This window comes from Nocardia sp. XZ_19_385 (assembly GCF_015355755.1).
In the GTDB taxonomy this organism is placed as follows: Bacteria; Actinomycetota; Actinomycetes; order Mycobacteriales; family Mycobacteriaceae; genus Nocardia.
Window position 1 is genome coordinate 270,810 of sequence record NZ_JACVEE010000006.1, and the last position, 24,951, is coordinate 295,760.

At 67.5% G+C, this 24,951-nt stretch carries 24 protein-coding genes, 1 rRNA gene and 1 pseudogene; 4 read left to right on the forward strand and 22 right to left on the reverse strand.

The window, feature by feature from the left end; all coding sequences use genetic code 11:
* Positions 1 to 7 precede the first annotated feature (7 nt).
* The 14 genes from scpB to IBX22_RS34875 form a co-directional block, all read right to left on the reverse strand.
* A complete protein-coding gene (gene scpB, locus IBX22_RS34810; protein WP_228540119.1) occupies positions 8 to 715 on the reverse strand; it encodes an SMC-Scp complex subunit ScpB in 708 nt (235 codons plus the stop codon).
* A 416-nt stretch (positions 716 to 1,131) separates the two neighbouring features.
* Positions 1,132 to 1,977, reverse strand: coding sequence for a segregation/condensation protein A (locus IBX22_RS34815; protein WP_309234916.1), 846 nt, complete (start codon positions 1,975 to 1,977; stop codon positions 1,132 to 1,134).
* Positions 1,978 to 2,039: 62 nt separating this feature from the next.
* Positions 2,040 to 3,059 carry a ParA family protein gene (locus IBX22_RS34820; RefSeq protein WP_375540311.1) on the reverse strand — a complete coding sequence of 340 codons (1,020 nt, stop codon included), beginning with the start codon at positions 3,057 to 3,059 and terminating at the stop codon, positions 2,040 to 2,042.
* Positions 3,060 to 3,211: 152 nt separating this feature from the next.
* Positions 3,212 to 4,141 (reverse strand): site-specific tyrosine recombinase XerD, encoded by a 930-nt coding sequence (xerD, locus tag IBX22_RS34825; protein WP_194820059.1) that lies wholly within the window; start codon positions 4,139 to 4,141, stop codon positions 3,212 to 3,214.
* A 12-nt stretch (positions 4,142 to 4,153) separates the two neighbouring features.
* Positions 4,154 to 4,813 carry an NUDIX domain-containing protein gene (locus tag IBX22_RS34830; RefSeq protein WP_194820060.1) on the reverse strand — a complete coding sequence of 220 codons (660 nt, stop codon included), beginning with the start codon at positions 4,811 to 4,813 and terminating at the stop codon, positions 4,154 to 4,156.
* Between the two features lie 3 nt (positions 4,814 to 4,816).
* The gene (locus IBX22_RS34835; protein WP_194820061.1) at positions 4,817 to 6,535 is read right to left on the reverse strand and encodes a CTP synthase; all 1,719 of its coding nucleotides are present in this window, start codon (positions 6,533 to 6,535) and stop codon (positions 4,817 to 4,819) included.
* A gap of 163 nt (positions 6,536 to 6,698) precedes the next feature.
* Positions 6,699 to 7,643 carry a copper transporter gene (locus tag IBX22_RS34840; protein ID WP_194820062.1) on the reverse strand — a complete coding sequence of 315 codons (945 nt, stop codon included), beginning with the start codon at positions 7,641 to 7,643 and terminating at the stop codon, positions 6,699 to 6,701.
* Between the two features lie 31 nt (positions 7,644 to 7,674).
* Complete coding sequence (steA, locus tag IBX22_RS34845) at positions 7,675 to 8,886, reverse strand: putative cytokinetic ring protein SteA (protein ID WP_194820063.1); 1,212 nt, start codon at positions 8,884 to 8,886, stop codon at positions 7,675 to 7,677.
* A gap of 68 nt (positions 8,887 to 8,954) precedes the next feature.
* Positions 8,955 to 10,169: a cytochrome P450 gene (locus IBX22_RS34850; protein ID WP_228540074.1), complete on the reverse strand. Its 1,215-nt coding sequence runs from the start codon at positions 10,167 to 10,169 to the stop codon at positions 8,955 to 8,957.
* A gap of 17 nt (positions 10,170 to 10,186) precedes the next feature.
* Positions 10,187 to 11,521, reverse strand: a complete 1,335-nt coding sequence (locus tag IBX22_RS34855; RefSeq protein ID WP_228540075.1) for a cytochrome P450 — start codon at positions 11,519 to 11,521, stop codon at positions 10,187 to 10,189.
* Entirely contained in the window at positions 11,518 to 12,126 is a 609-nt protein-coding gene (locus tag IBX22_RS34860) for an ATP/GTP-binding protein (RefSeq protein ID WP_194820065.1), read from the reverse strand. The genes IBX22_RS34855 and IBX22_RS34860 overlap by 4 nt, the downstream gene beginning before the upstream one ends.
* Positions 12,107 to 12,481 (reverse strand): DUF742 domain-containing protein, encoded by a 375-nt coding sequence (locus IBX22_RS34865; protein WP_194820066.1) that lies wholly within the window; start codon positions 12,479 to 12,481, stop codon positions 12,107 to 12,109. The genes IBX22_RS34860 and IBX22_RS34865 overlap by 20 nt, the downstream gene beginning before the upstream one ends.
* Positions 12,478 to 12,891: a roadblock/LC7 domain-containing protein gene (locus tag IBX22_RS34870; protein ID WP_194820067.1), complete on the reverse strand. Its 414-nt coding sequence runs from the start codon at positions 12,889 to 12,891 to the stop codon at positions 12,478 to 12,480. Before IBX22_RS34870 ends, IBX22_RS34865 begins: the two co-directional genes overlap by 4 nt.
* The gene (locus tag IBX22_RS34875) at positions 12,888 to 14,219 is read right to left on the reverse strand and encodes an ATP-binding protein (protein ID WP_309234917.1); all 1,332 of its coding nucleotides are present in this window, start codon (positions 14,217 to 14,219) and stop codon (positions 12,888 to 12,890) included. The genes IBX22_RS34870 and IBX22_RS34875 overlap by 4 nt, the downstream gene beginning before the upstream one ends.
* A 267-nt stretch (positions 14,220 to 14,486) precedes the next feature.
* Between IBX22_RS34875 and IBX22_RS34880 the strand changes: the two genes are divergently transcribed.
* On the forward strand, positions 14,487 to 14,912 hold the full coding sequence (locus tag IBX22_RS34880; protein ID WP_194820068.1) for an SRPBCC family protein: 426 nt from the start codon (positions 14,487 to 14,489) through the stop codon (positions 14,910 to 14,912).
* 152 nt (positions 14,913 to 15,064) lie between these two features.
* Here the strand turns inward: IBX22_RS34880 and recN are convergent, their stop codons facing one another.
* The 6 genes from recN to IBX22_RS34910 are packed head-to-tail and all read right to left on the reverse strand — an operon-like array spanning position 15,065 to position 20,614.
* Complete coding sequence (recN, locus tag IBX22_RS34885) at positions 15,065 to 16,849, reverse strand: DNA repair protein RecN (protein ID WP_194820069.1); 1,785 nt, start codon at positions 16,847 to 16,849, stop codon at positions 15,065 to 15,067.
* Positions 16,827 to 17,813 (reverse strand): NAD kinase, encoded by a 987-nt coding sequence (locus IBX22_RS34890; protein WP_194820070.1) that lies wholly within the window; start codon positions 17,811 to 17,813, stop codon positions 16,827 to 16,829. Before IBX22_RS34890 ends, recN begins: the two co-directional genes overlap by 23 nt.
* Positions 17,810 to 18,631, reverse strand: a complete 822-nt coding sequence (locus IBX22_RS34895) for a TlyA family RNA methyltransferase (protein WP_194820071.1) — start codon at positions 18,629 to 18,631, stop codon at positions 17,810 to 17,812. The genes IBX22_RS34890 and IBX22_RS34895 overlap by 4 nt, the downstream gene beginning before the upstream one ends.
* A 1-nt stretch (position 18,632) precedes the next feature.
* Positions 18,633 to 18,890, reverse strand: a complete 258-nt coding sequence (locus tag IBX22_RS34900) for a hypothetical protein (RefSeq protein WP_194820072.1) — start codon at positions 18,888 to 18,890, stop codon at positions 18,633 to 18,635.
* A gap of 48 nt (positions 18,891 to 18,938) precedes the next feature.
* Complete coding sequence (locus tag IBX22_RS34905; protein ID WP_194820073.1) at positions 18,939 to 19,820, reverse strand: HAD-IIA family hydrolase; 882 nt, start codon at positions 19,818 to 19,820, stop codon at positions 18,939 to 18,941.
* Positions 19,821 to 19,879: 59 nt separating this feature from the next.
* Positions 19,880 to 20,614, reverse strand: coding sequence for a glutamate ABC transporter substrate-binding protein (locus IBX22_RS34910; protein ID WP_309234918.1), 735 nt, complete (start codon positions 20,612 to 20,614; stop codon positions 19,880 to 19,882).
* A gap of 495 nt (positions 20,615 to 21,109) precedes the next feature.
* Here IBX22_RS34910 and IBX22_RS34915 point away from each other — a divergent pair, with 495 nt between their 5' ends.
* Genes IBX22_RS34915 through IBX22_RS34925 form a run of 3 tightly spaced genes read left to right on the forward strand, consistent with a single transcriptional unit; the run spans position 21,110 to position 22,464 of the window.
* On the forward strand, positions 21,110 to 21,979 hold the full coding sequence (locus IBX22_RS34915; RefSeq protein WP_194820074.1) for a hypothetical protein: 870 nt from the start codon (positions 21,110 to 21,112) through the stop codon (positions 21,977 to 21,979).
* Positions 21,980 to 21,987: 8 nt separating this feature from the next.
* Entirely contained in the window at positions 21,988 to 22,224 is a 237-nt protein-coding gene (locus tag IBX22_RS34920) for a hypothetical protein (protein ID WP_194820075.1), read from the forward strand.
* Positions 22,225 to 22,464: a hypothetical protein gene (locus IBX22_RS34925; RefSeq protein ID WP_194820076.1), complete on the forward strand. Its 240-nt coding sequence runs from the start codon at positions 22,225 to 22,227 to the stop codon at positions 22,462 to 22,464.
* Between the two features lie 75 nt (positions 22,465 to 22,539).
* On the opposite strand, the pseudogene IBX22_RS34930 reads toward IBX22_RS34925, so the two are convergent.
* Positions 22,540 to 23,475, reverse strand: a pseudogene (locus tag IBX22_RS34930) (tetratricopeptide repeat protein); the annotation flags it as partial.
* Between the two features lie 1,353 nt (positions 23,476 to 24,828).
* Positions 24,829 to 24,945: ribosomal RNA gene (rrf, locus tag IBX22_RS34935) — 5S ribosomal RNA — on the reverse strand.
* Positions 24,946 to 24,951: the final 6 nt, after the last annotated feature.

Consider the following 24,951-nt stretch of genomic DNA (forward strand, 5'->3'; position numbering starts at 1 on the left):
GTTTTTCCTAGTCCTCGGTGCCGAGATCCAAATCGGCCTCGGCGGTTTTTTTCAGCCTGGTGTACCGGGGATCGGTATCCAGACTGTCGTTGATCTCGTCGATCAGGTCGACGCCCGGAAGCAAGGGCGCCAGGGGCGGCAGGTCCGACAATGACGCGAGCCCGATCCGCTCCAGGAACAACTCGGTCGTGCAGTACTGCGTGCCGTTCGTTTCCGAATCGACGCCGGCCTCGGCGATCAAGCCGCGAGCCAGCAGCGTGCGCATCACTCCGTCGACGTTCACGCCGCGGACCGCGCTCACCCTGGTCCGGGTCACCGGCTGGCGGTAGGCGACCACCGCCAATGTTTCCAACGCCGCACGGGTCAATTTAGTTCGCGCGCCGTCGAGCAGCACCTGTTCGACATAGGGTGCGTACTCGCTGCGAGTATAGAAGCGCCAGCCATCCCCGACGAAACGCAGGTCGATGCCGCTGCGACGCGCGCTGAGCTCGGCCGACATCGCACGCAGCGCGTCCTCGGCGCGTTCGGTGTCGTCATTCAGGGCCGCGGCCAGCTGTTCTGCCGGTGCCGGGGCGTCGACGACGAGCAGCATCGCCTCGAGCGCGGAGCGGAATTCGTCGTCGTCGAGGGTGCGGGGGGTGTCGAGCGTCTCTTCCGGCGGTTGCTGCGCGAGCGACTCGGTGTCGAGCGTTTCGTCCGTCGGCTGATGCCCCAGGGACGCATCCGCGGGTACCGGCTCGGCTTCGAGTCCGATGAGGGTCACCCCGTCGTCGGCCAGCAACTCGGCGTCACGCCGGATCAGCTCGGCGGTCGTGGGTACCGCGGGCTCGGTCGCGCGGGCGTTCCGGGCTGCGAGACGGGCGACCTCGGCCAAACGCGCCGCCTCCATCATCCGAGCGGCCGCGGTCTCGCCGGTCGCCGAACTCGTCGGCTCGCTCTCCCCAGGCTGCGAAATTTCGAGGTCGCTCTCGCCGGTCGACGAACGGTCGCCACCATTCCCGCCGATCGGCGAACGCTCGGCGTCGTCCCCGTCAGTCAGCGAACGCTCGCCATCATCCCCGTCGGTCAGCGAAAGCTCGGCGTCATCCCCGCCTGCCGAAATCTCAGCGTCGTTCTCGCCGGTGGGCTCGCTCACCCGTAGTCCTCCTCGATCGTCAATGTCTGCGGCGGTTCACCGTCGGGGCCCAGTTCTCCGAGCCAGCTGACCATCAGCGGGCCGAGCGGTTCTGGCTGCTCGAACTCGATCGTCTTTCCTCGATACAGCTCCAGCAGTGCCAGGAAGCGCCCCACGATCTCGATCGGAGTCGTGCAGTCCTCGACTAGTTCCGCGAAAGTCATCCAGACGCCCGCGCCGCGCGCTTGCAGCCACCCCAAAATCAGCGCCGCCTGTTCCGGGATGGATACCGCGTGCGCGTGCAAATGGTCGAGGCCGACCGTGGGCACCGGGCGAGGCCGGAAGGCGACGGCGGCGATCTCGGCGAACCCGGCCGCGTCTACTCCCAGCGTAACCTCGGGCAGCAGGCCGGCGAACCGCTCCTCCAGGCTCACCGAGCGCGGGTAGCGCCGCAGCGCAATCGCTTCCAGTTCGCCGAACAGCTCGGCCACCTGCTTGAACGCGCGGTACTGCAGCAAGCGCGCGAACAGCAGGTCGCGCGCTTCGAGGAGTTCGAGGTCTTCGGCGTCGGTCATCTCCCCCGAGGGCAGCAACCGCGCTGCCTTCAGGTCCAGCAGGGTGGCGGCGACGACCAGGAATTCGGTGGTCTGATCCAGGATCTTGTCCGCGCGCAGGCCGGTTTCGGAGGCCATCCCGGCGGTCAAAGCTTTGGTGTAGGCGATGAATTCGTCGGTGACCTTGTGCAGCGCGACTTCGGTGACGTCGAGTTTGCGCGAGCTGATCAGCGTCAGCAGCAGATCGAAGGGGCCCTCGAAATTGCTGAGCGTCAGGTGAAATCCGGACTTCTCCGGCGTTTCGGGCACGGCAGCGGCACCCGCGCCGCCGGTGGAGCTCTCTAGGGCTGGCGCGGGGTCGAGCGTCCCGTTCACCGGCCGGACCGGTGGATGACTTCCCTCGCCATCGCCCGATACGCCTCCGCGCCACCGGATTTCGGCGCCCAGGTGGTGATGGGTTCGCCGGCCACGCTGGCGTCCGGGAACCGGACGGTGCGTGAGATCGCCGTGTCGTACACCAGATCGCCGAACACCTCGACGACGCGAGACATGACCTGCCGCGAATGCAGTAGTCGCGAATCGAACATGGTGACCACGATGCCGTACAGGCTCAACCTCGGGTTCAGGCGATCGCGCACCTTCTCCACGGTGTCGTTGAGCAGGGCGAGTCCTCTCAGCGAGAAGTACTCGCACTCCATCGGAATGATCACGCCGTCGGAGCAGGCCAGCGCGTTCACGGTGAGCAGGCCCAGCGAGGGCTGACAGTCGATGAGGATGTAGTCGTAGCGGTCGCGGATGGGTTCCAGTGCGCGGCCCAGGGTTTGCTCCCGGCCGACCTCGTTGACCAGCTGGATCTCCGCCGCGGACAGGTCGATATTGCTGGGCAGCAGATCCAGATTCTCAATCCGGGTCTCCATCAGCACGTCGTCGATGGTGGCGCGGGTCCCGATCAGCAGGTTGTGCACCGTCTGGTCGAGATCGTGATGGGCGACACCGAGACCCGCGGACAGCGCGCCCTGCGGATCCAGGTCGACCAGCAGCACACGGCGGCCGTATTCGGCCAGCGCCGCACCGAGATTGATGGTCGACGTGGTTTTCCCGACGCCGCCCTTCTGGTTGCACATGGCGACGATCAGCGCGTTACCGTGTTCGGCGAGGGGTCGCGGCTCCGGCACGAAACGCAACGGCCTGCCCGTTGGTCCGAGCTCCGCACTCTCCTGGACGGGCGCTGCCCCGTTGCCCCACAGCGTTTCCGCCGCAGCGTCCGAAGTCGGTCCCGCCGCTCCTGCTGTAGTCACGTCCCGCTGCTCCTTACGCGTTTGCCCGTTGCCGTAGCGACTGCTCGCAGGTCGCTCGACATGGTCGGCCTCGCCGAGCGTAGCGAGACCCATCCGGCCCGACCTCGCTTTCGTACGGTCCAGCTCTGTTTAGACGCTACCGCTTGACAGCGCGAGACTTGCGCTCGGACACGCGAGCTGACGTACGTACTCGCACAGACGATACCCGGTGATCGTTACCTGGAAGCCCGCGTGCGCGAAGGCAATCAACGGGCACGGGGGTGGGCGGTGGCCCAGACCTCGCGCAATGTGCTGACCGTCACGAGGGTGTAGATCTGGGTGGTGGTCACCGAGGCGTGTCCCAGAAGTTCCTGGACGACACGCACATCCGCGCCGCCGTCGAGCAGATGGGTTGCGAAGGAATGGCGCAGGGTATGGGGTGAAACCGTCGCGCTGATGCCTGCGCGTTCGGCCGCGGTTTGCAGCACCTGCCAGGCGCTTTGCCGGGAGAGCCGACCGCCGCGCGCATTCAGGAACAGCGCGCCCGCGTTAGCTTTTCCGGCTGCGGCGAGCATCGGGCGTCCGCGCACGAGATAGGCGTCGACCGCCGCGAGCGCGGGCCGCCCGATCGGCACCATGCGCTGTTTACCGCCCTTGCCATGCAAGACAACCGAGCGTTCGCCGGTGTCGAGATCGTCGACATCGAGTCCGACGACCTCGGAAATCCGTGCGCCCGTGGAATACAGCAACTCGAGCAGCGCCCGATCCCGTAGGCCGCGCGGGCCGCCGTCGTTCCCGGCGTCCCCGCCCGCAGCCTCCAGCAGGCGCAGAACCTTGTCGTAGGGCAACGCTTTCGGCAGCCGCCGCCCCGGAGCCGGTGGTTTCACCGCATGCGCCACATCGGTGGTGGTCAAACCTTCGGCGGCGGCGAATCGATGCAATCCGCGCACCGCGATCAGCGCGCGGGCCACCGAACTGGCGGCCAGCGGCGGATGATTCTCCGCTCCGGCCCGCAAGGCCATGGTGAATTCGGCGACATCGGCTTCGGCGACCCGGTCCAGTCCGTCGATCCCACGCTCGGCGAGGTAGTCGCGATAGCGGCCCAGATCACGGCGATAGGCGCCCAGGGTGTTGCGGGCCGCGCCGCGTTCGACAGCGAGATGGTCGAGATAGGCGTCGATCTCGCGTACGAGCACGCAGCGATCCTGTCAGTCTTCGGACCGCTGTGCTGCTTTACGGCGCAGGAATTCGGTGGGTTGTCCTGGCCACGGTGCGTCGGCCGGACGCAGCGGCAGGTTTCCGGCGCGCGAGGCCGCCAACGCGAGCACCCCGGCAACCGCCGACGCGTTGACGATCTCGCCCGCGAGCGCGGCCTGCACCGCCTGATCCACCTTCATCACGGTGACGCCGATGTCGGCCTCTTCGAATTCCGGTTCGGGACGCTCGGTTTCGTAGAGTCCGCGCGCCAGATAGACCCGCAGCGCCTCGTCGGTGAATCCCGGCGAGAGCGCCACGTCGACCAGCACCGACCATTCCCGCGCGGCCAACCCGGTCTCCTCGGCCAGCTCACGCTTGGCCGCTTCGAGGGGATCTTCACCGGGCACGTCGAGCAGACCGGCCGGCAGTTCCAGCAACCGCCGGCCGATCGGATGCCGGTACTGGTTGATCAGCACCACGTTGTCGTCGTCATCGAGGGCGGCGACGGCGACCGCGGCGTGATGCTCGATCACTTCGCGTTCGGCGACGCGGCCGCCGGGCATGGCCACCTGGTCCAACCGCAGAGCGAGGATGGCCCCGCTGTACACGGTCTTACTGGACACCGTCTCGAAATCGTGGCTGCCCGGCACCGCTCCCCCTCTGTCTGTCATGAATTACTTGTCCGCACCCGCGAGTTCGTCGGCACCGGTCAGGTCCACCGGAAGCCGTTCGGCCGCCTTGTAGTTCAGTGCCGCCTCGACCAGCGCCGCGAACAGCGGATGCGGACGGGTGGGACGGCTCTTGAGCTCCGGGTGCGCCTGGGTGGCGACGAAGAACGGGTGTACATCCGCAGGGTATTCCACGAACTCCACCAGATGCCCGTCGGGCGAGGTGCCGCTGAATTCCAAGCCGCTCTTGGCGATCCGGTCGCGGTAGGCGTTGTTCACCTCGAAGCGATGCCGGTGCCGTTCGGAGACCTGCTCGGCGCCGTAGGCCTGGGCCACCACCGAACCCGGGGTGAGGGTCGCCGGGTAGGCGCCCAGGCGCATGGTGCCGCCGAGATCGGCGGCGCCGGCCACGGCGTCCTTCTGGTCGGCCATCGTGGAGATGACGGGATGCTTTGTGTCGGGCTCGAACTCGGCCGAGTTGGCGTCGTCCAGGCCGACCGAGCGGGCCGCCTCGATGACCACGCACTGCAGACCCAGGCACAGGCCCAGCAGCGGGATGCCGCGGGTGCGGGCGTAGCGGATCGCGCCGACCTTGCCCTCGATGCCGCGGATACCGAACCCGCCGGGGATCAGCACCGCGTCCACATCACGCAGCGCGGCGATCGCACCGGCTTCGGTCTCGCATTCGTCGGAGGGGACCCAGCGGATCTGCACCTTGGCCCGGTGCGCGAAACCACCCGCGCGCAGCGCCTCGGTCACCGACAGGTACGCGTCCGGCAGGTCGACATACTTGCCGACCAGCGCGACCTCGACCGTCTCACGCGAGTTGTGCACCCGCTCCAGCAGATCGCCCCACACCGTCCAGTCCACGTCGCGGAACGGCAGACCCAGGCGGCGCACCACGTAGGCGTCCAAGCCTTCGCGGTGCAGCACCTTCGGAATGTCGTAGATCGACGGCGCGTCCGGGGTGGAGATGCAGGCGTCGACATCGACGTCACACATCAGCGCGATCTTGGATTTGAGCGCCTGCGGCACGTCCCGGTCACACCGCAGGATCAGCGCGTCGGGCTGGATGCCGATGCTGCGCAGCATCGCCACCGAGTGCTGGGTCGGCTTGGTCTTGAGCTCGCCGGAGGGGGCGAGGTAGGGCACCAGCGAGACGTGCAGGAAGAAGACGTTGTCGCGGCCCACGTCGTGGCGGATCTGGCGCGCCGCCTCGATGAACGGCTGGGACTCGATATCGCCGACGGTGCCGCCGATTTCGGTGATCACCACGTCCGGGGAGTGGCCCTGCAGATCGGGGCCCTGCATCGCCAGGATGCGGGCCTTGATGGCGTCGGTGATGTGCGGGATGACCTGCACCGTGTCACCGAGGTACTCGCCGCGGCGTTCCTTGGCGATGACCGACGAATAGATTTGCCCCGTGGTGACATTGGCGTCCCGGGACAGGTCGCGGTCCAGGAACCGCTCGTAGTGGCCGACGTCGAGATCGGTCTCGGCGCCGTCCTCGGTCACGAACACCTCTCCGTGCTGGAACGGATTCATGGTGCCGGGATCGACGTTCAGGTAAGGGTCGAGTTTCTGCATCGTGACGCGCAAACCGCGCGCCGTCAGCAGCTGACCGAGGCTGGAAGCGGTAAGGCCTTTGCCCAATGAGGAGGCGACACCACCGCTGACGAAGATATGTTTCGTGGCAGTTCGCGCCTGAATCCGTGTTTGACCCACGGGTCTTCACGGTAACACTGTTTGCCCCCGGCGTTCCAACGCCACGCGCGTTTGCCCATAAGTCGCCGAAGCTTCATTCCGCAGCTGACCTTTGGATGCCCCGGTACCTTCCCACGCCTGATGAGCCGAACGTCACGTTCGGCTCGGTGCGATCCGTCGCTCGCTACTGGGGCAGGGCGGCGAAGGTGAGGGAAGTGGCTTTGGTGCCGGTGCCGTAGCGGCCCGCGCCGCCGTTGAGCTGCTCGGACAAGCCGAGGACGGTGGTGACGCGGCCGATCTCGCGGTCCAGATGGTCGACGGTGGTGACGGTGGTGGCCAGGACCGAGTCGGAGCGCACTTCGGCGATGGGGCCAGGGCCTTCGGCGGCGCCCGCGCGGCCCGCGAGGACGGTGCCGGCGCCGCGGGCACGCAGCGCGCCGGCGAACCTGGCGATGTTGGCGCCCTGGTTGTTCTCGGCGGATCGCGCGCCGTTGCCGGTGATGACGAGGGCGAGCTGGGCCGCGCGGTTCGGGGTGTCGCCGTAGGCGAGGAAGCCGCCGCCGCGCAAGGTTTCCAGCACCAGGGCCAGTTCTTCGGGGGTGCTGCGGGGTTGCGTGTTGGCCGGGTCGAGCAGCAAAACCAGGCCGAGCAGGTCACCGGCCAGGCTGGCCTGGTCGACAGCGCCGGTGCGCAGCTGGGCGCCTGCCGGGATGACGTTGGTGAGCGAGGTGCGCATGCGGTCGCCTTCGCCGGCGTCGAGGAAGGCGTCGGTGAGGGCGATGCGGCCGGTGATGGCGGCGCCCGCGGTTTCCAGGCCGCGCGAGACCGCTTCCACGTCGGCGGGGTCGGCGTCGGGGGTGGTGAACACCGCGACGGTGCGGTCGGCCAGCGCGCCCGCGAGGATGCGGCCGGAGGATCCGGCGATGAACCGGTCGGCGGCCTCGAGTTCGTCGGTCTGGCGGCGGTTCTGTTCGCCGAGACTGTCGACCTGCTGACGCAGTTCGGTCTTGTCCGAGCGCAGTCCGGTGAGCATGTCCGCCGCCAAGGTCTGCGAACCCAGCACCACGCCGATGGCGAGGGCCAGGAAGATGCCGACGATCGAGATCAGGTGCTGGCGAGCCGAAATCATGATCCTCCGTTGCGGGTCGGGAGCTTGGCGATCAGAGCAGGCCGTGAACGGTGTCCCGAGCCCGCAGCAGCGCGCGGTCCCAGGTGAGGCTCACCCAGTCCAGGACCTCGCCGGCCGAATTCGAGGCCAGCAGCACCACGATGATCGCGATCAGCGCGGCCAGCACCACCATCGAGATGGCGACCCCGGACATCCGGCTGCGATACAGCGTGGCCACGGCTTTGGCGTCCATCAGCTTGGTGCCGAGCTTGAGCCGGGTCAGGAAGGTGGCGGGGCAGCTGTCCCGGCGGCCGGCGTCGAAGAAGTCGTCCAGGGACGCGGGGGCGCCGGCGGTGACGATCAGCGCGGCGTCGTGATGTCCGGCCAGCAGCAGCGCCAGGTCGGCGGGTGCGCCCGAGGACGGGAAGGTGGTGGCGCCGATGCCCAGGTCCTGGATCCGTTCCAGGCCTTTGGCGTGGCCGTCGGTGTCGGCGGGCAGGATCACCTCGGCGCCGGATTTCAAAGTGGCGGTAGTGATTTCCTCCGGATCGCCGACGATCAGATCCGGGTGATAACCCTGCTTGACCAGGGTGTCGGCCCCCGCGCCGACGCCGACCATGACCGGCGCGTACTCCTTGATGAACGGCTTGAGCGCCTTGAGATCGGCCGCGTGCTCGGGCCCGTCGGCGACCACCACCACGTGGCGATCCTTCATCGACAGCTGCAACTGCGGAATGCCCACCCCATCGATGAGCAGCGGGCTTTCGGTGCGAATGAACTCGATGGCGTTGCCCGCGAACGCTTCCAGATGATCGGCGAGCCCGGTGCGGGCCTCCACCATCCGCTCGACGATGACGGCGTCGGTGAGCTCGACCCCCTCGAGCAGCACCTCCGGCTCCTTCTTGGTCAGCTTGTCCGCGTAGACGACACCCGCGTCGATGCGCAACTTGCTGCCGTCCTTGACTCTGCTGAAGGCGTCCGGGCAGGCAGTGTCCAGCAGCAGAACCCCGTTGGCCACCAAGGTTTCCGGGCCGAGATTGGGGTAGCGCCCGGAGATCGACGGCGCGGTGTTGATGACCGCGACGACTCCGGCCGCGACGAGCCGATCGGCTGTGAGCCGGTCCAGATCGAGTTCGTCGAGCACGACGACATCGCCTGGACCGACCCGCCGCAGCAGACGCCGGGTGTTGCGATCCACCCGGGCTACACCGGTCAGACCGGGTAGCGTTTCGGTGTTCCTCGACAACAGAGCCAACATCTTCATGGGCCGATGATGGTCACAAAACCTCAACCTTTAGTGGAGGCGCGCCGACCATACTCCCAGGTCGCGCCTTAATTACCGAGGTGGATCGGGAACGCCGCGAGGTCGTTCTGGGTCATAACCGGCAGGTTTACCAGCTCGCTGTCGGGCACTGCGGGTCGCAGTTCCGGGAAGCGGGCGAACAAGGCGGGCAAGGCGATTCCGGCCTCCATCCGGGCCAGTGCGGCGCCCGGGCAGATGTGCGGGCCGTACCCGAAGGACATGTTGCGGCCCGCGGTCGGGCGGGTGAGATCGAACGCGTCGGCGTCGGCGCCGTGCAGGTCGGTATCGCGGCCGATGGCGCGGTAGGACATGACCACACCGTCACCCTTCTCGATCACCACATCGCCGACGGTGATGTCCTCGGTGGCGAACCGCATCAGCAGATGGTTCACCGGGCCGTCGTAGCGCAGCGTCTCCTCCACCGCCTCGGTCCACTCCCGCTCGCCGGTCCGCAGCGCGGACAGCTGCTCGGGGTGGGCGGCCAGCGCGCGCACCGCGTTCACGATCAGGCTGACGGTGGTTTCGTGGCCTGCGGCGACCAGCGCCTTCAGGTTGCCGATCACCTCTTCCTCGGTGAGCGGTTCGCCGCCGTCGGTGGCCTGAATGAGCGCGGAGGTGAGATCGTCGGTCGGGGTGGCCGTCTTCTCCTTCACCATGTTCGTGAAGTAGACGTCCATGTCGGCGATCACCCGCAGCCGCTCGTCCTGCGGGGTCATCACCGAGAAGAACTTCTTGTACCAGCCCAGCAGCATCGCCTCGTCGGCCGGATTCACGCCCATGAGCTTGCCGATGACCCGCATCGGCAGCGGATAGGCGAACACCGTCTTCAAATCGACGACAGCGCCGTCCTCGCCGGCCTTCTCCAGGTCGTCGAGCAGCTCGGCGGTGATGGCCTCGATGGTCGGCCGCAGATCCTCGAGGCGCTTGCGGCTCAGCGCCTGGGTGGTCTTCAGGCGTAGTCGCCGGTGCTCCTGGCCGTCCACGCTGAACATCGAGCGGTCCACCAGGATCATGCCGATCAGCGGCCACTGATCGGTGACCGCGCCGGTGCTCCACAGCGACCAGGCGTTGATGTCCTTGACCAGGCGGGTGTCGGTGAGCAGCTGGCGAGCCAGCGCGTGCTCGGTCACGGTCCAGGCCGGAACCCCGAGCAGATCGATCTTGGCCAGGCGTCCGGCCGCGCGCAGGCGCGCGGTCTCCCCCACGAGATCACCGACCATCGGATCGATGGTGATGGTCTCCATATGTGGACATTCCTGCATTACAGCGTCCCTCCGACTGCACGAACTGGGGTGAAAAGAACTGGTAGCGAGGTCATTCCGCGCAGGAACGCGGAGGGACGGCGCACCAGGGTCTGTGCGGGGACGGCGAGATCGATATCGGGCAGCCGGTCCAGCAGCACTTCGATTCCGGTCCGGGCGATGATCTCGGCGATCTGCTGCGCCGGGAACGGGCAGCGGTATTCGCCGTAGCTGAAGGAGAAGTGCGCGCTGTTGCCGGAGTGCGCCGGTTCGGCGCCCACCGAGACATGCTGGCGCACATGCGGATCGGCATTGGCCGCGCCCAGGCCGAGCAGCAGCAGGTCACCGGCGCGGATGATCTTGTCGGCGAGCCGGGTGTCGCGCGCGGCCCAGCGTCCGGCCAGGATCTGGGTCGGGGTGTCTTCCCAGAGCACCTCGTTCATGGCCTGCCCGACACTGCGCCGGCCCCCGCCGAGCGCCGCGGCGAACCGGTCGTCGGTGAGCATGAGCCGCACCGAGTTTCCGATCCAGTCCGCGGTCGGCAGGTACCCGGCGGCGGTGACCGCCATGACGTCCATGACGTACTCCTGATCGGAGAACGGCTCCGGATGCGCCAGCATCCGCGACGTCAGATCGTTGTCCGGCGCGGCCTTCTTGGTGGCCATCAGCTTCCCGCACAGCTCGGCGAAACGCAGGTGCGCCTGCTGGGCGTCGGCGCCGCCGTCGGTGAAGGTCTTCATGACCCAGGCCAGCTCGGGGCCTTCCTCGTCCGGGAAGCCCATGATCCGGGCGAGCACCAGCACCGGCAGCGGCTCGGCGTAGTCGGTGACGATCTCGGCCGAACCACGACCGCAGAACCCGTCGATCAGGTGATCGGCGATTTCCTCACAGGTACGGCGCAATTCGAACGGGTCCACCGACTCCAGCGCCGGTTCCACCATCGACACGTGCCGGCGGTGCTCGGCGCCGGCGGTGAAGTAGATCGAGGGCATGGGGTGCCCGACCATGGGCAGCAGCGGCCAGTCCTCGGGGATGTTGGGCCACTGATTCCACAGTCCGACATCGCGCGGGAACAGCTCCGGATCGCTGGTCACCTGATGCAGTTCGCGGTAGCCGACGACCAGCCAGGCCGGGAAACCACCCGGCAGCTCGACTTCGACGATCGGGCCGTGCTCGCGGCGCATCTCGCGGTAGAGCTGCTGCGGATCGGTATGGAACCGTGGGCCGCTGAGCGGAACCGCCCCCGAGTCGTGTTGCACCGGGCAGCCCGCGGGCGCGCTGTTGCCGGTGAAGGGGACATCGAAGCCGGCATCACCCGGCTGCCGGTTGTCTTCGGTGAATCGGGGCATCGTCATCCGACGTGTTCCTCCCTAGCTGCGTAGAGGTGCTCGACCAGGGCGATCAGCACCTCCTTGCTCGACTCGCGCGAGCGGGCGTCACAGTCGACCAACGGCACCCGCGGATCCAGATCCAGCGCGTCACGGACGTCTTCGAGCCGATGCCCGCCACCGAAGTTGTTGCACGCCACGATGAACGGCGTCCCGGTGGATTCCAGTCGATCGATGGCGTACCAGGAGTCGGCGATGCGGCGCTGATCCACCAGCACGATCGCGCCCAGCGCACCGGCGAACAACCGATCCCACAGGAACCAGAACCGTTCCTGCCCGGGCGCGCCGAACAGGTACAGCACGTGCTCGTCGTCGATGGAGATCCGGCCGAAGTCGAAAGCGACTGTGGTGGTGGACTTTCCGCGCACCGCGCTCAGGTCGTCGATGCCGACGCTGCTCTGCGTCATCGTCGCCTCGGTGTCGAGCGGGCGGATCTCGCTGACCGACCGCACCAGAGTGGTCTTGCCGACCCCGAAACCGCCGACGATGACCACCTTCAGACCTTGGCTGGTACTGGCGTGCAGTGGCGCGTCGGCCCGGGCCGGGCGGGTGTCAGAGCTTGCGAAGTCCAACGAGCACCTTCTCGAGAGTGGAGGCGTCCGGCAGCGAAGTCCACGGCGCACCAGGCGAACTCGGAACACTCTGTGGATGCCGCACGGTGATCTTGCCCATGTCCAGCAGATCCGAGAGCAGGATGGTGGCGATGCCGACGGGCAGGCGCAGCTCCGCCGCGATCTCGACGACCGCGGTCGGCGCGGTGCACATCCGCAGGATCGCCACGTGCTCGGACTGCATGCCCGGGCTCGGATCCGATTCGGTGACCACCAGGGTGACCAGATCGAAGCTGTCGGAATCCGGCTTACTGCGGCCGCCGGTCAGTGTGTAGAGCCGGTCCGGATCGTCGTCGCGCCCGGGTCGGGGACTCACGGTCTCGCCGATCCGACCCGCGGCGTGGCCGCGAGATAGTGGCCGAGCTGCTCGACCAGCTCCCGCATGTTGTGCCCGATCAGGCCGGCATCGGCGTCCTCGCCGGCGACGACCGCGATATGCGCGCCCATCCCGGCCTCGACGACGAACAGGATGCCGCCGTAGAACTCGGTCATGGACTGGCGCACACCGCCGCGGCCGTTACCGAATTCGACGGAGGCGCCGTGCGCGAGGCTCTGGATTCCGGCCGAGATGGCGGCCAGCTGGTCGGCGCTGTCGATGCTGAGTTCGGGGGTGTGGCAGATCTTGAGGCCATCGCCGGACAGCAGTAGCGCGTGGCGGGTTCCGGGGGTGCGGGTCAGCAGTTGTTCCAGGAGCCATCCCAGCTGGGACGGCACGGTGGTTGTCATCGTTCGTTCTCCACGGCTACTGAAGGGGCAGGGGGTAGAGCGTCAGCGCCGTTGCTGGTCGAGGAGGTGTCCGGAGTCGTGTCGCGGGGGGCGACGGCGCGCTGGAAGGCGCCGAAGGCCGAGGGCCGGGACAAGGGCGGGGGTGGAGTGGGTTCCATCCGGGCGTCGGGCAGACCCTCGGGGTGCACCGCGGCCAGTGTGCTGCCGCGACGGCGCTTCGGTAATCCGGAATCGACAACCCCGGAGGTGGTTTCGGTACCCACCGGCAGTGGTTCCGGCACGGTGAGCTGCGGGGAGGTTTGCGCGGCAACGGGTTCCAGGGCTTCGACGATCCGGTTGCGCCCCGTGGTCTGCGGGCCGAGGGCGGTCATCGGCGCGGTGGTGCGCTCCAGGCGGGCGGTCAGATCGCGCGGGACCACCACGACCACGGCGGTGCCGCCGATCGCGGAGGGCCGGTAGGACACGGTGAGGCCGTGCTTGCGGGCCAGGTGCCCGACCACGGCCAGACCCAGCCGAGTGCCGGTCAGCGAGGACAGGTCGCTGCCGCGGCCACGGCCGTCCGAGCTCTGCCCGGAGACCGCCTGTTCGGCGCGGCGCAGCGCCGATTCGCTCATGACCAGGCCGGAGTCCTCGATGGTGATGACCACGCCCGCGGGCACCTCGGCGGCGTAGACATGCACCTCGGTGGTGGGCGGGGAGAAGTTGCAAGCGTTGTCGAGCAGTTCGGCCAGCGTGTGCATCAGGCCCTCGGCGGCGTGCCCCGCGACCGCGATCTCGGCGACCGCGCGCATCCGCACCCGCTGATAGCCCGCCACCCGGCCCATGGCGCCGCGCAGAATCGATTCCATCGCAATGGGTTTGGCCCAGCGCCGGCCGGTGCGGGCACCACTGAGGACCGCGATGCTGTCGGCCAGGCGACCCGCCTGGGCGGTGCGGTGATCGAGTTCGAGCAGGTCGGCGAGCACCTTGGGGTCGGCGTGGCGGTGCTCCATCTCGCGCAGTTCGGCCAGCATGGAGGTGGTCATCGCCTGCATGCGGCCCGCGGCGCCGGCGAAGGCGGCCATGGCGGCGGCCCTGCGGTTCTCGCTGTTCTTGATCTCCCAGGCCTGCTTGGTGGTGGCCTCGTTCGCCGCCGCGATGATCGCCGCGGCATCGGTATTGGAGGTCGCCGCCGTCCGGCGGGTGCGCTGCGCCTCCTCGCGGAAGTACACGGCGGCGGTCACACTCGCGCTGACCAGCAGCGCGGCGAGCACGGCGCCGACCAGCAACGGGATCCGGAAATCGCCGGGCGCGGCCCAGACGGCGGCGGCGACCACGGCGGCGCTCACGCCGAGGCAGATAAGTAGAGTCCGATAGGGCAATCGCGGGCCCGATGCAGCGGGTTTGTATAGCTCGCCGTCAGGATTCAATGTCTGTGACAAATTCCGATCTTCCGCCAAAAATGCAGGCCGCCAGGCAGTTTGAAATCGGGCATGAGCATAACCGGCAAGTCGGACAGGCGAAAGTCGAGAAGGCACGGGGTGCCCGACGTCACGAGACGTTGAGTCAATACCTATATGCTTCCGTCACAGACAGTTCGAACAGGAGATTGCGCCATGGTTACCAGCACGGTCGAGACGGTCATCGCCGCCCCGCGCGACGTCGTCTACAAGTTCTTCACCGAACGCGACGGCATCGCCCCCTACCTGCCGGTCGTGAACTTCACGCTGAAGAAGCCGGGTGCGGGCGCCGCCTCCGGTGTGGGCGCTCAGTACCTGATCGGCGTCGGCGGGCTCGGCATCACCGAGGAGACCACGCAGCTGGTCCCCAACGAGCGGATGGAGTACAAGATCATCGCGGGTGCGCCGGTGAAGCGGCACGTCGGCACGATCACATTCGCCGACGCGGACAACAACAGCACGGTGGTGAACTACACGATGGAATCCGAGCCGAAGCTGCCGGTGCCCGCCAAGGTACTCGAGCTGGGCCTGAAGACCCTCATCAACCAATTCCTCAGCGGCGCAAAGAAGGCCTTGGCCTAGCAGTCGCTACCCAACTGCGGGGAGCGTTCGACGCTGGCGCCCTGACATGCTCGGCGACAACTGATTTCGCGAGTACATGGGTAACTCGTCGGGGACGGGCAGACTCGACGACCTCCGAAACCGGCGGCCGCCAACGCTGCTCGGCCCCGCTCCTAGGCCTGGCCTGAAGTCGCGGGGAGGCGGGCAGCCTTCGCAGTTTCGAGCAGCTCCTCCGCGTGCGCGCGGCCGGTCTCGGTGTCGTCGAGGCCGGCCAGCATGCGGGCCAGTTCGATGACGCGCTCGTCCTTGGTCAGGGCGCGAACACCACTGTTCACCTTGCCTTTTCCGTCGTCGGACTTGTCGACGACCAGGTGCGTGTCGGCGAAAGCCGCGACCTGGGGCAGGTGGGTCACCACGATGACCTGATGGGTGCGAGCGAGCCGGGCCAGCCGGCGTCCGATCTCGACCGCCGCGCGACCGCCGACACCAGCGTCGACCTCGTCGAAGACCATCGTGGCACCGTGATCGGAGCTGGCGAGAACTACTTCCAGCGCCAGCATCACGCGGGAGAGCTCACCGCCGGATGCGCTCTTGCTCAACGGAAGTGACTGCGCGCCGGAATGGGCGGACAGACGGAATTCGACCTCGTCCACACCGGCCGGACCGGCGTGCAATTCCTTGCCTCCGACGGTGAGCGGCGCCGAATCCTGCGGGCTCGCGGGTACCGGGCGCACTTCAACTTCCAAGCGCGCCTTGCCCATTGCCAAGCCGCCCAGTTCGGCGCTGACCGCCGAGGCCAGTTTGCCCGCCGACTTCGTGCGGGCCGTGGTCAGTTTGCGTGCCGCCTCGCTGACCCGTTCCGCGGCGATATCGACCTCGGCGGACAGTTTCGCGAGAGCTTCCTCGGAAACGTCCAGCGAGCCGAGGCGGGTGCGGGCGTCTTCAGCCCACGCGATCACACCGTCGACATCGGAGGCGTACTTGCGGGTCAGGCCCTTCAATTCGGCCTGCCGGGTGAGCAGCGAATCGAGCGCGCCCGGATCCGAGGGCAGATCCGAAAGGTAGCTGCTCAGTTCGGTGGTCACGTCGACCACCACCGCGATGGCGTCCGCCAGGCGCGGTGCGAGCGCGGTCAGCTTCGGGTCGTCCGAGGACTCGATGCGCGCGCGGGCCAGGCCGAGCGCGGCCAGCGCGCCCGAATGGTCTTCTGGGGCATCGGCCGGGCCGGCCAGTGCGTCGTGCGAGGTGGCGGCGGCTTCCCGCAGGGAATCCAGGTCACTGAGGCGGCGCACCTCGTCCAGGATGCGCTTGTCCTCACCGGGTTCCGGTGCGACCGCGTCGATTTCGTTGAGCGCGTACTGCAGCCGGTCGGCTTCGAGTGCGAGTTCGCGGCTGCGCGCGGTCCGTTCCAGCAGTTCCGACCGCGCGTCCAGCCAAGAGCGCCGGGCCACCCCGTATTTGCGCAGCAGCGGGCCGATGGTGTCACCGGCGAACTGGTCCAGCGCGCCGAGCTGCTGCTCGGGGCGTTGCAGGCGGAGCTGATCGTTCTGGCCGTGCACGGTGAGCAGCGGCGCGGTGAAATCGGCGAGCACCGAGGCGGGCACGCTGCGGCCACCCAGGTGCGCGCGGGAACGCCCGTCGCTGCCGACAGTGCGGATCGCGATGACGCTGCCGTCGTCATCGGCTTGCGCCGCAGCGGCTTCCAGCACCTCACCGACCTCGGTGCGGGCGGCGTCATTGACGTCCTCGACGGTGAACCGGCCCTCCACCACCGCACGCGCCGCGCCCAGCCGGACTCGGCCGGCGTCGGCCCGCGCCCCGCTGAGCAGGTGCAGGCTGGTGACGACCATGGTCTTGCCGGCGCCGGTCTCACCGGTGAGGACGGTCAGGCCCTCGTGGAATTGCGCTGTGGCAGTGGATATGACGCCTAAGCCGTCAATCCTGATCTCGGTCAGCATTCGAGCTCTCCGTTCGCCGTCGGCCGCGCCAGCCGGTCACGGGCAATTGGAACTTGCGCACCATCCGGTCCGCGAAGGGCGCGGAATCCAACCGCACCCAGCGCACCGGTTCGGCGCCGCGGACCGCTTCCACCCGGCCCCCGCGCGGCAAGGCCATGGTGCGCCTGCCATCCAGGAAAACTATCGCATCGTGCCCGGTGGCGACCGACTCGACGGCGATCCGCGAGTCCGGGCTGGTCACCAGCGGGCGCGCGAACAAAGCGTGCGCGTTGCTCGGAATCACCAGCAGCGCTTCGAGTTCCGGCCACACGACCGGGCCGCCCGCGGAGAACGCGTAAGCCGTCGAACCCGTCGGAGTGGAGATGAGGACACCGTCGCAGCCGAACGAGGACACCGGGCGGCCGTCGACCTCCAGCACCACCTCGAGCACGCCCATGCGGGAGGCGTTCTCGATGCTGGCTTCGTTGAGCGCCCAGCCGGTTTCGACGATCTCGTCGTTCACCCGGACAGTCAGATCGATGGTCATGCGGTGTTCGATGCGGTAGTCGCCGCGTACCACCTGGGCCAGCGCCTCGTCCAGGTGCTCGGCCTCGGCCTCGGTGAGAAAACCGATGCGGCCCAGGTTGATTCCCAGCACCGGCACCGCCGCGGACCGCGCGAGTTCGGCGGCGCGCAGGAAGGTGCCATCTCCGCCGAGCACCAGCACCATTTCGCAGCCGACCGCCGCGTCCGGGCAGTGGTTGACCACCGTGGCCGGATACCCGCCGGGTTCGGCGAGCGCCCGCACGTCCCGGGTGGGGTCCTCGCATTCGAAGCGGGTGCTGTCGGCTTCGTCGGCCAGTACCCGCAAACCGATCCCGGCGTCGGCGAAGATCTTCGCGACCCGGTGCGCGGTTTCGATGATCTCGGCTCGCCCCGGGTGTGAGATCAGCAGGATTTCCCGGCCTGTCGGTTCCGCGCTCACTGTGGACCCTCCTCGACCGCACGCTCGACCAAGGCAGCAACCTCGTCGGCGTCATAGCTGAACTGCCCATCCTTGCGCAGCCACAGGAAATATTCGACATTGCCCGAAGGACCGGGCAGTGGACTGGCCACCACGCCGAGCGTACGCAACCCCAGCTGGGCGGCGGCCGCGGCGACGTCGCGCACGGTTTCGGCACGTAAAGCCGGGTCGCGCACTACACCGCCGGTGCCGAGGCGTTCCTTGCCGACCTCGAACTGTGGTTTCACCATCGGCAGCAGGTCCGCGCCCGGTGCGGCGCAGGCCGCCAGCGCGGGCAGCACCAGGGCCAGGGAGATGAACGACAGATCGCCGACTACCAATTCGACTGTGCCGCCGATGGATTCGGGAGTGATACTGCGGACATTGGTGCGGTCGAAAACCCGCACCCGGTCGTCGTTCTGCAGGCGCCAGACCAGCTGGCCGTAGCCGACGTCGACTGCAACCACTTCTTTGGCGTCTTTGGACAGCAGCACGTCGGTGAAACCACCCGTCGACGCCCCCGCATCGAGACAACGCTTACCCGCGACGGTGACGCCCTGTGGCTCGAACGCCGCCAGAGCGCCGATCAGCTTGTGCGCGCCCCGCGACGCCCACGACACCTCGTCGGGTTCTTCCCGCACCAGCAGCGGAGCGGCCGGATCGACCTGGGTCGCCGGTTTCGTCGCCACCGCTCCACTGATCAGGACGCGGCCCGCGCCGATCAGCTCGACCGCGTGCTCCCGCGATCGCGCCAACCCGCGGCGAACCAGTTCGGCGTCCACCCGCGCGCGCTTGGCCACCTCAGATCTTGTCCACCGTGGCAAGGGCCTGCACCAGCACCTCGTGCGCCTGCTCCAGGATGCGGGCTCGGCGGGTGATGTCGACGCCGGTTTCCGCCGAGTCGTAGGCGTCGGGGCGGGCCTCGAGTTCGGCGAGCAGACTGTCGATCTCGGCGCTGATGCGGGCCGGGTCGGCGGCTTCCGGGCGGACCTGCGCCGCGAGATGCTGCCCCGGCATTGGGACGCCGGGACGGGGTCCATCGAAGCCGGGCGCGGTCATTCCTCGTCCAATCGGGAAGGCAACGGAGTAGTCATCGTGGGCACAACGCTATCGGATTTCGGACGCGCGCACCGTCACCGCTCGGCCGGGGTGGCGCCGCAGGCGCTCGGCCAGGTCGCCGTCCGGCTCGAAGTCGACAGGCGGGTGGTTCAGGGCGTCCAGGGAATCCGCGACGAAAGTGGGGATCAGTTCGTCGGGAGCATCGCGTAGTTCGGCGAGGGTGCTCACGCCGGTCAGGACGAGCAGCGAATCCAGGCCGACGGTATTGGCGCCTTCGATGTCGGTGTCCAGGCGGTCGCCGACGACGAGTGCGCTGCGGGTGCCGGCCCGGTGCAGCGCGTCTTCCATGAGCGGGGCGAACGGTTTGCCCGCGACGATCGGCTCCCGGCCGGATGCGGTGCGCAGGGCGGCCACCATCGAGCCGTTGCCCGGGGCGAGACCGCGCTCGTTCGGCAGCGTCTTATCGGTGTTGGCCGCGATCCACAGCGCATCGGCGCTGAGCGCGTAGGCGGCCTCGGCCAGGTCCGGCCAGCCCGTCTGCGGTGAATGTCCTTGCACCACAGCGGCCGGCGCGTTGCCGTTGAAGCGGCGGATCGGTTGCAGGCCCACCGCGTTGACCTCGGCGGCGAGATCGTCGGAGCCCACCACCAGCACGGTCGCGCCGGGTTCGAGCTGCTCGGCCAGCAGGCGGGCGGCCGCCTGCGCGCTGGTCACCACGTCCTCGGTGGTGGCGGGGAAGCCGAGCTCCGCCAGATGCTCGGCCACCGTTTCCGGCGCCCGGCTGGCGTTGTTCGTGACATAGACGAGGCGCTGCTCCCGCGCCGCGTCGGCCAGCGCCTCCGGCGCACCATCGATCACCACTGGACCCCGGTACAGCGTGCCGTCCAGGTCCAGCAGTAAGGCCTCATAGCGATCTCGTAGTCGCGCCACGGCACAAAACCCTACGCCAGCCCGCCGACAAGATTTCACGGCACGGGCTGTATTGCCTTTCAGTCCTTGTACTTCGGGCTGGGTGGCCCGGGCGACGGACCGAGCCGGCTCAGATGCTTCTGATACAGCGCTTGCCAGGTGCCGTCGGCCCGCATCCGGTCCAGGCTCGCGTTCACGAAGCGGACCAGATCGGTCTTGCCGTCCGGGATTCCGATGGCATAGGAGTCGAACGCCATCGGCGGGCCGACCACCGCCAGATTGTTGTCCTGCAGCGCCAGGCCGTGCAGGATCGGCGCGTCGGTGCTGATCGCGTCGGCGGCTCCCTGCTGCAGCGCGACCAAGCAGTCGGTCCAGGTCTGCATACCGATCACCGTCGGCCGGTTCTGCAGCGCGAACAGCGGCTCGAGCGATGTCGTGCCGGTGACACTGCACACCCGCTTCCCTGCGAGGTCCGCGCCGGACCGAATTCCGGAACTCGCGACGACCAGAATCTTCTGCTCGGACACGTAGTACACCGCGGAGAAGTCGATCTCTTTGTCCCGCTCACAGGTCGTGGAGAAGGAGTTCACCACCAGATCCACCCGCCCGCTCCGCAGCGCCGGAATCCGCTCCGCCGAACTCAACGGCACCAGATCGATCTTCGAATCATCGCCGAACAGATCGCGCGCGAGCTCCCTGGCGATATCGATATCGAACCCTTCGAGTGCCCCGGTGCGCGGATTCCGGAACCCGAACAGATACCCGTCCTGCGCCACCCCGACCCGCACCCGCCCATTGGCCACGATCTGCGCCATCGAACTCCCCGCAGGCATCGCCGCACGCGGCGGCAACCCACCGGGCCGCAAACTCGCTGTCGCATCACAGGATTGATCCCCGCGCTGGTTCGGCGCACTCGTGATCTCCGCGGCCTTCGGCGGCATCGGCTGCACCGGACCGATCGTCACCCCCGTGCTCGCCGGCGGCCCCGAATCACACCCCGCCATCAGCACCGACGCAGCAACCAACAAAGCCACCCCGAACGACCGCATCCGCTTGACCATGAGACAACCCCTCGCCTGCGATTCTACGACCGATTCACCCCAGCTTGGCCACGAATTCACCAGCGCGCAACCGGAATTCGAACCCCCACCCCGAAACCCCCACTCTCCCAGCACCGTTCTCATACACCCGCCCAGCTCGCCAGCGAGTTGCCCGACACCAGCCAGGCGTGTCCATGGACCCGCCGTCCCTGACCGGACGAGATCGCCCAACCCGAACAAACTTTCGCATCCAGGACTACTTTGACCACTATGGTCAGTCCTCAACACGAGGCAATGCACCGCCTCTTCCAACACGACCCCGGCACCTTCGCCCGCGCCTTCCGCACCCTTGGCCTACCGTTCCCAGATCCCCACGAAGTCGTCTTGCTATCAACAGATCTGACCGAACCCGCCCCCATCGAACGCCGCGCTGACACCGTCCTGCGAATCGGTTCCAGCCATGGCCCATTCCTCCTGCTCGTCGAAGCTCAACGAAGAGAGGACAAAGACAAACCAGCAGCCTGGGCCTACTACCTCGCCTATCTGCACTCGAAATACGATCTGCCGATCGTGCTACTGGTCGTCTGCCAGGACCAGCCAACAGCCATGTGGGCTGAGGGGCCACTACACATCGGCATGCCGCTATGGCCCAGCCTGGCCGTCCGCCCACTCGTCCTCGGCCCCCACAACGTCCCTCGCATAACTGATCTCGCGACCGCCGCATCCGATATCCCCCTCACCGCACTGTCAGCAATCACCCACGCCAAAGAGCCCGATGTCGGTGAGATACTGAAGACGTTCGCCGCTGCCCTCCGGGATATCGGCGAGGTCGCCGAACACAACATCTTCGCCGAACTGACCGAGCTAGCTCTAGGCCGCAACTCAAAAGCCACTCAGCTTTGGAGGAAACTGATGTCGATCGACCTGTCGTTCTTCCGCTCCGAAACCTCGAATCTCCTGCGTGAACAAGGCCGCGTGGAGTCACGGGCCGAAGATGTCCTGCTCGTACTGGATGAACGCGGGATCGAGGTACTGGACGAGCTCCGTACCGAAATTTCGACCTGCACTGATGTCCAAAAGTTGAAAACCTGGCTACGACGAGCGGTCACAGCGTCCAGCGCCGACGACCTCTTCACGTAAGGTCGCCAATGGCTATCGACCTGTCGTTCTTCCGTTCCGATGTCTCGGATCTCCTGCGTGAGCAAGGTGCGGTGCAGGAAGTTGCCAAAGACATCCTCCTCATCCTCGATCGGCGTGGCGTCGAGATTCCGGAGGATCAGCTGACTCGAGTCAGGGCCTGCACCGACCTCGAGGAGCTGAGGATGTGGTTGCTGCGAGCGGCCACTGCGAACTGCGTCGAGGACCTCTTCGTCGAGGGGGCCTGAATGGCTATCGACCTGTCGTTCTTCCGCTCCGAAACCTCGAATCTCCTGCGTGAACAAGGTGCTGTGCGGGAGGTTGCCAAAGACATCCTGCTCGTCCTCGAAAGCCGTGGCGTCGAGATTCCGGATGATGTGCCCACTCGAGTCAGGGCCTGCACCGACCTCGAGGAACTGAGGGTCTGGCTACGGAAGGCGGCCACCGCGAACTGCGTCGACGACGTCTTCGTCAGTGACGGCTGCTAGCGGCAGTTTGATCTTGTCCATAACGCAAACGGCCTGCTCGTTGATTTACGAGCAGGCCGTTTGGTCAGTTCTGGATTACAGGTCGCCGGTGAGTTCTTGGGCGCGTTCTTCGGCGTCGGTTTCGTCGTCGAGGTCGGCGGAGGCGGCGTTGAGGAACCAGGTGAGGCCCTCTTCGGTGCGGCCGGCGGCGACGAGGGCGTCGGCGTAGGCGTAGAAGAGGCGGGCGTAGGAGGAGCCGGTTTTGGCGGGGTCCAGGTCGGAGGTTTGCAAGGTCACTACGGCCTGGTCGTATTCGCCGAGGTCCATGCGGGCGCCGGCGACGACGATGCGGAGTTCGATGGCTTCTTCGCCGGTGAGCTCGCGGGCTTCGTCGCTGCGGCCGAGTTCGATGGCGCGTTCGGGGCGGCCGAGGCCACGTTCGCAGTCGGCCATGACGGCCAGCAGGCCCGAGCCGCCGGACATGCGGCGGGCGGTGCGGAGCTCGGAGAGGGCTTCGGCCCACTCGCCGGCGTGGTAGGCGGTGACGCCGGCGGTTTCGCGAACCACGGCGACGCGGCCGGCGCGCTGGCGGGCGGCACGGGCGTGAGCCAGGGCGAGACCCGGGTCGTCGTCGATGAGGCGGGCGGCCATCACCAGGTGGCGGGCCACGGTCTCGGCGTTGCTCTTGTCCAAGGTCAGCAGGTCGCGGCGGACAGCCATATCGAGATCGGAGGGCTGGACGTCGTCCGGCAGATCCGGTTCCTCGGGGCGAGGCGGGCGGCGGTCCATGTTCCGGTCACCGGTGCGGCTACCTTCGCCGCCACGGCGGCGGTCATCGCCGAAACTGTTGCGGTCGCCCGAATCGCGGCGCTCGTCGCGGTCGCCGCCGCGCCTGAAACCACCACGGTCATCGGAGGTGCCACCACGGTTGAATCCGCCACGATCGGCCGAGTCATTATTGCGCTTGAAACCGCCGCGGTCCCCGGACTCGCTGCGCTTGAAGCCGCCACGATCGCCGGAATCGCTGTCGCGCTTAAAGCCGCCGCGGTCACCGGAGTCACTACTCCGCTTGAAACCGCCCCGGTCATCACCACCACGGTTCGAACCGCCACGGTCACCGGAATCGTTGCCGCGGTTGAAACCACCACGATCGGACGAACCGCTGTCGCGCTTGAAACCGCCGCGATCATCGCCACCACGGCTGGAACTGCCACGGTCGCTGGAACCGCCGCCGCGGTTGAAGCCGCCGCGATCACCCGAGTCGTTGCTGCGCTTGAAACCGCCGCGGTCATCGCCACCACGGTTGTAGCCACCGCTGCCGCCGGAATCGTTGTTCCGCTTGAAACCACCGCGATCGCCGGAGGTGTCATCACGTTTGAAGCCGCCGCGATCGGAGGAGCCGCTGTTGCGGTTGAAACCACCCCGATCGTCACTGCCACGGCTGGAACCACCTCGGTCACCGGAACCGCTGCGGTTGAAACCACCACGATCGCTAGAACCGCTGTCACGCTTGAAACCGCCGCGATCATCACTACCACGGCTGGAACCGCCACGGTCATCGCCGCCACGGTTGGAACTGCCACGGTTGGAACTGCCACGGTCGCTGGAGCCGCCGCTGCGGTTGAAACCGCCACGGTCGCCGGAACCGCTGTCACGTTTGAAGCCGCCACGGTCGTCGCCGCCACGGTTATAGCCACCGCGGTCACCGGAATCGTTGTTGCGGTTGAAACCGCCCCGATCGTCACTGCGGTTGGACCCGCCGCGATCGGAGGAATCGCTGCTGCGCTTGAAGCCGCGGTCATCGCCGCCGCGGCTGGAAGGCCCGCGATCAGCAGAGTCGTTGTTGCGCTTGAAACCACCGCGGTCATCGCCGCCACGGTTGTAACCGCCGCGGTCGCTGGAACCGCTGTCGCGCTTGAAACCGGCGCGGTCATCGCTCCCACGGCTGGAACCGCCGCGGTCGCTGGAGCCGCTGCTGCGGTTGAAGCCGCCACGATCGGAGGAATCGTTGTTGCGTCTGGCGCCGCCGCGGTCATCGCCACCACGGTTGTAGCCGCCACGGTCGCTGGAACCGCCGCGCTGGCCGCCGGCGGAATCGCCGCGGCTGGAGCTGCTGGGGCGATAGTCGCGCTTTTCGCCGGAACCGCCGCTCGAGCCACCGTGGGAGGGGCGATCGGATCCCTCGCCGCGTCGGAAGGACTTCCGACCGTCGTTCTGCTCCGACACGGTGATCCCTTTCTAGGTTCCAGGAAATTTGCTCTTCAGGGCCCCTAGCATTCAAGCACGTACCGACCCAGGGGCAGAGATGCGGCAACATAATGGGACCAAAAGGTGCCCAAACGACGATAGGGGACCCAGAGTCTGGGTCCCCTATCGTGAAGGATGTTCCGGCGGTGTCCTACTCTCCCACACCCTGTCGAGTGCAGTACCATCGGCGCAGGTGGCCTTAGCTTCCGGGTTCGGAATGGGACCGGGCGTTTCCCCACCGCTATAGCCGCCGTAACTCTA

Coding starts and splice junctions, on each gene's coding strand:
- IBX22_RS34820 (WP_375540311.1), bottom strand. CDS start 3,059: ATGGGTCTCGCTACGCTCGGCGAGGCCGACCATGTCGAGCGACCTGCG.
- IBX22_RS34920 (WP_194820075.1), top strand. CDS start 21,988: ATGGCTATCGACCTGTCGTTCTTCCGTTCCGATGTCTCGGATCTCCTG.
- IBX22_RS34870 (WP_194820067.1), bottom strand. CDS start 12,891: ATGACAACCACCGTGCCGTCCCAGCTGGGATGGCTCCTGGAACAACTG.
- IBX22_RS34840 (WP_194820062.1), bottom strand. CDS start 7,643: ATGATTTCGGCTCGCCAGCACCTGATCTCGATCGTCGGCATCTTCCTG.
- IBX22_RS34910 (WP_309234918.1), bottom strand. CDS start 20,614: ATGGCGCAGATCGTGGCCAATGGGCGGGTGCGGGTCGGGGTGGCGCAG.
- IBX22_RS34880 (WP_194820068.1), top strand. CDS start 14,487: ATGGTTACCAGCACGGTCGAGACGGTCATCGCCGCCCCGCGCGACGTC.
- IBX22_RS34925 (WP_194820076.1), top strand. CDS start 22,225: ATGGCTATCGACCTGTCGTTCTTCCGCTCCGAAACCTCGAATCTCCTG.
- IBX22_RS34915 (WP_194820074.1), top strand. CDS start 21,110: ATGGTCAGTCCTCAACACGAGGCAATGCACCGCCTCTTCCAACACGAC.
- recN (WP_194820069.1), bottom strand. CDS start 16,849: ATGCTGACCGAGATCAGGATTGACGGCTTAGGCGTCATATCCACTGCC.
- IBX22_RS34855 (WP_228540075.1), bottom strand. CDS start 11,521: ATGACGATGCCCCGATTCACCGAAGACAACCGGCAGCCGGGTGATGCC.
- IBX22_RS34900 (WP_194820072.1), bottom strand. CDS start 18,890: ATGACCGCGCCCGGCTTCGATGGACCCCGTCCCGGCGTCCCAATGCCG.
- IBX22_RS34830 (WP_194820060.1), bottom strand. CDS start 4,813: ATGACAGACAGAGGGGGAGCGGTGCCGGGCAGCCACGATTTCGAGACG.
- steA (WP_194820063.1), bottom strand. CDS start 8,886: ATGAAGATGTTGGCTCTGTTGTCGAGGAACACCGAAACGCTACCCGGT.
- IBX22_RS34850 (WP_228540074.1), bottom strand. CDS start 10,169: ATGGAGACCATCACCATCGATCCGATGGTCGGTGATCTCGTGGGGGAG.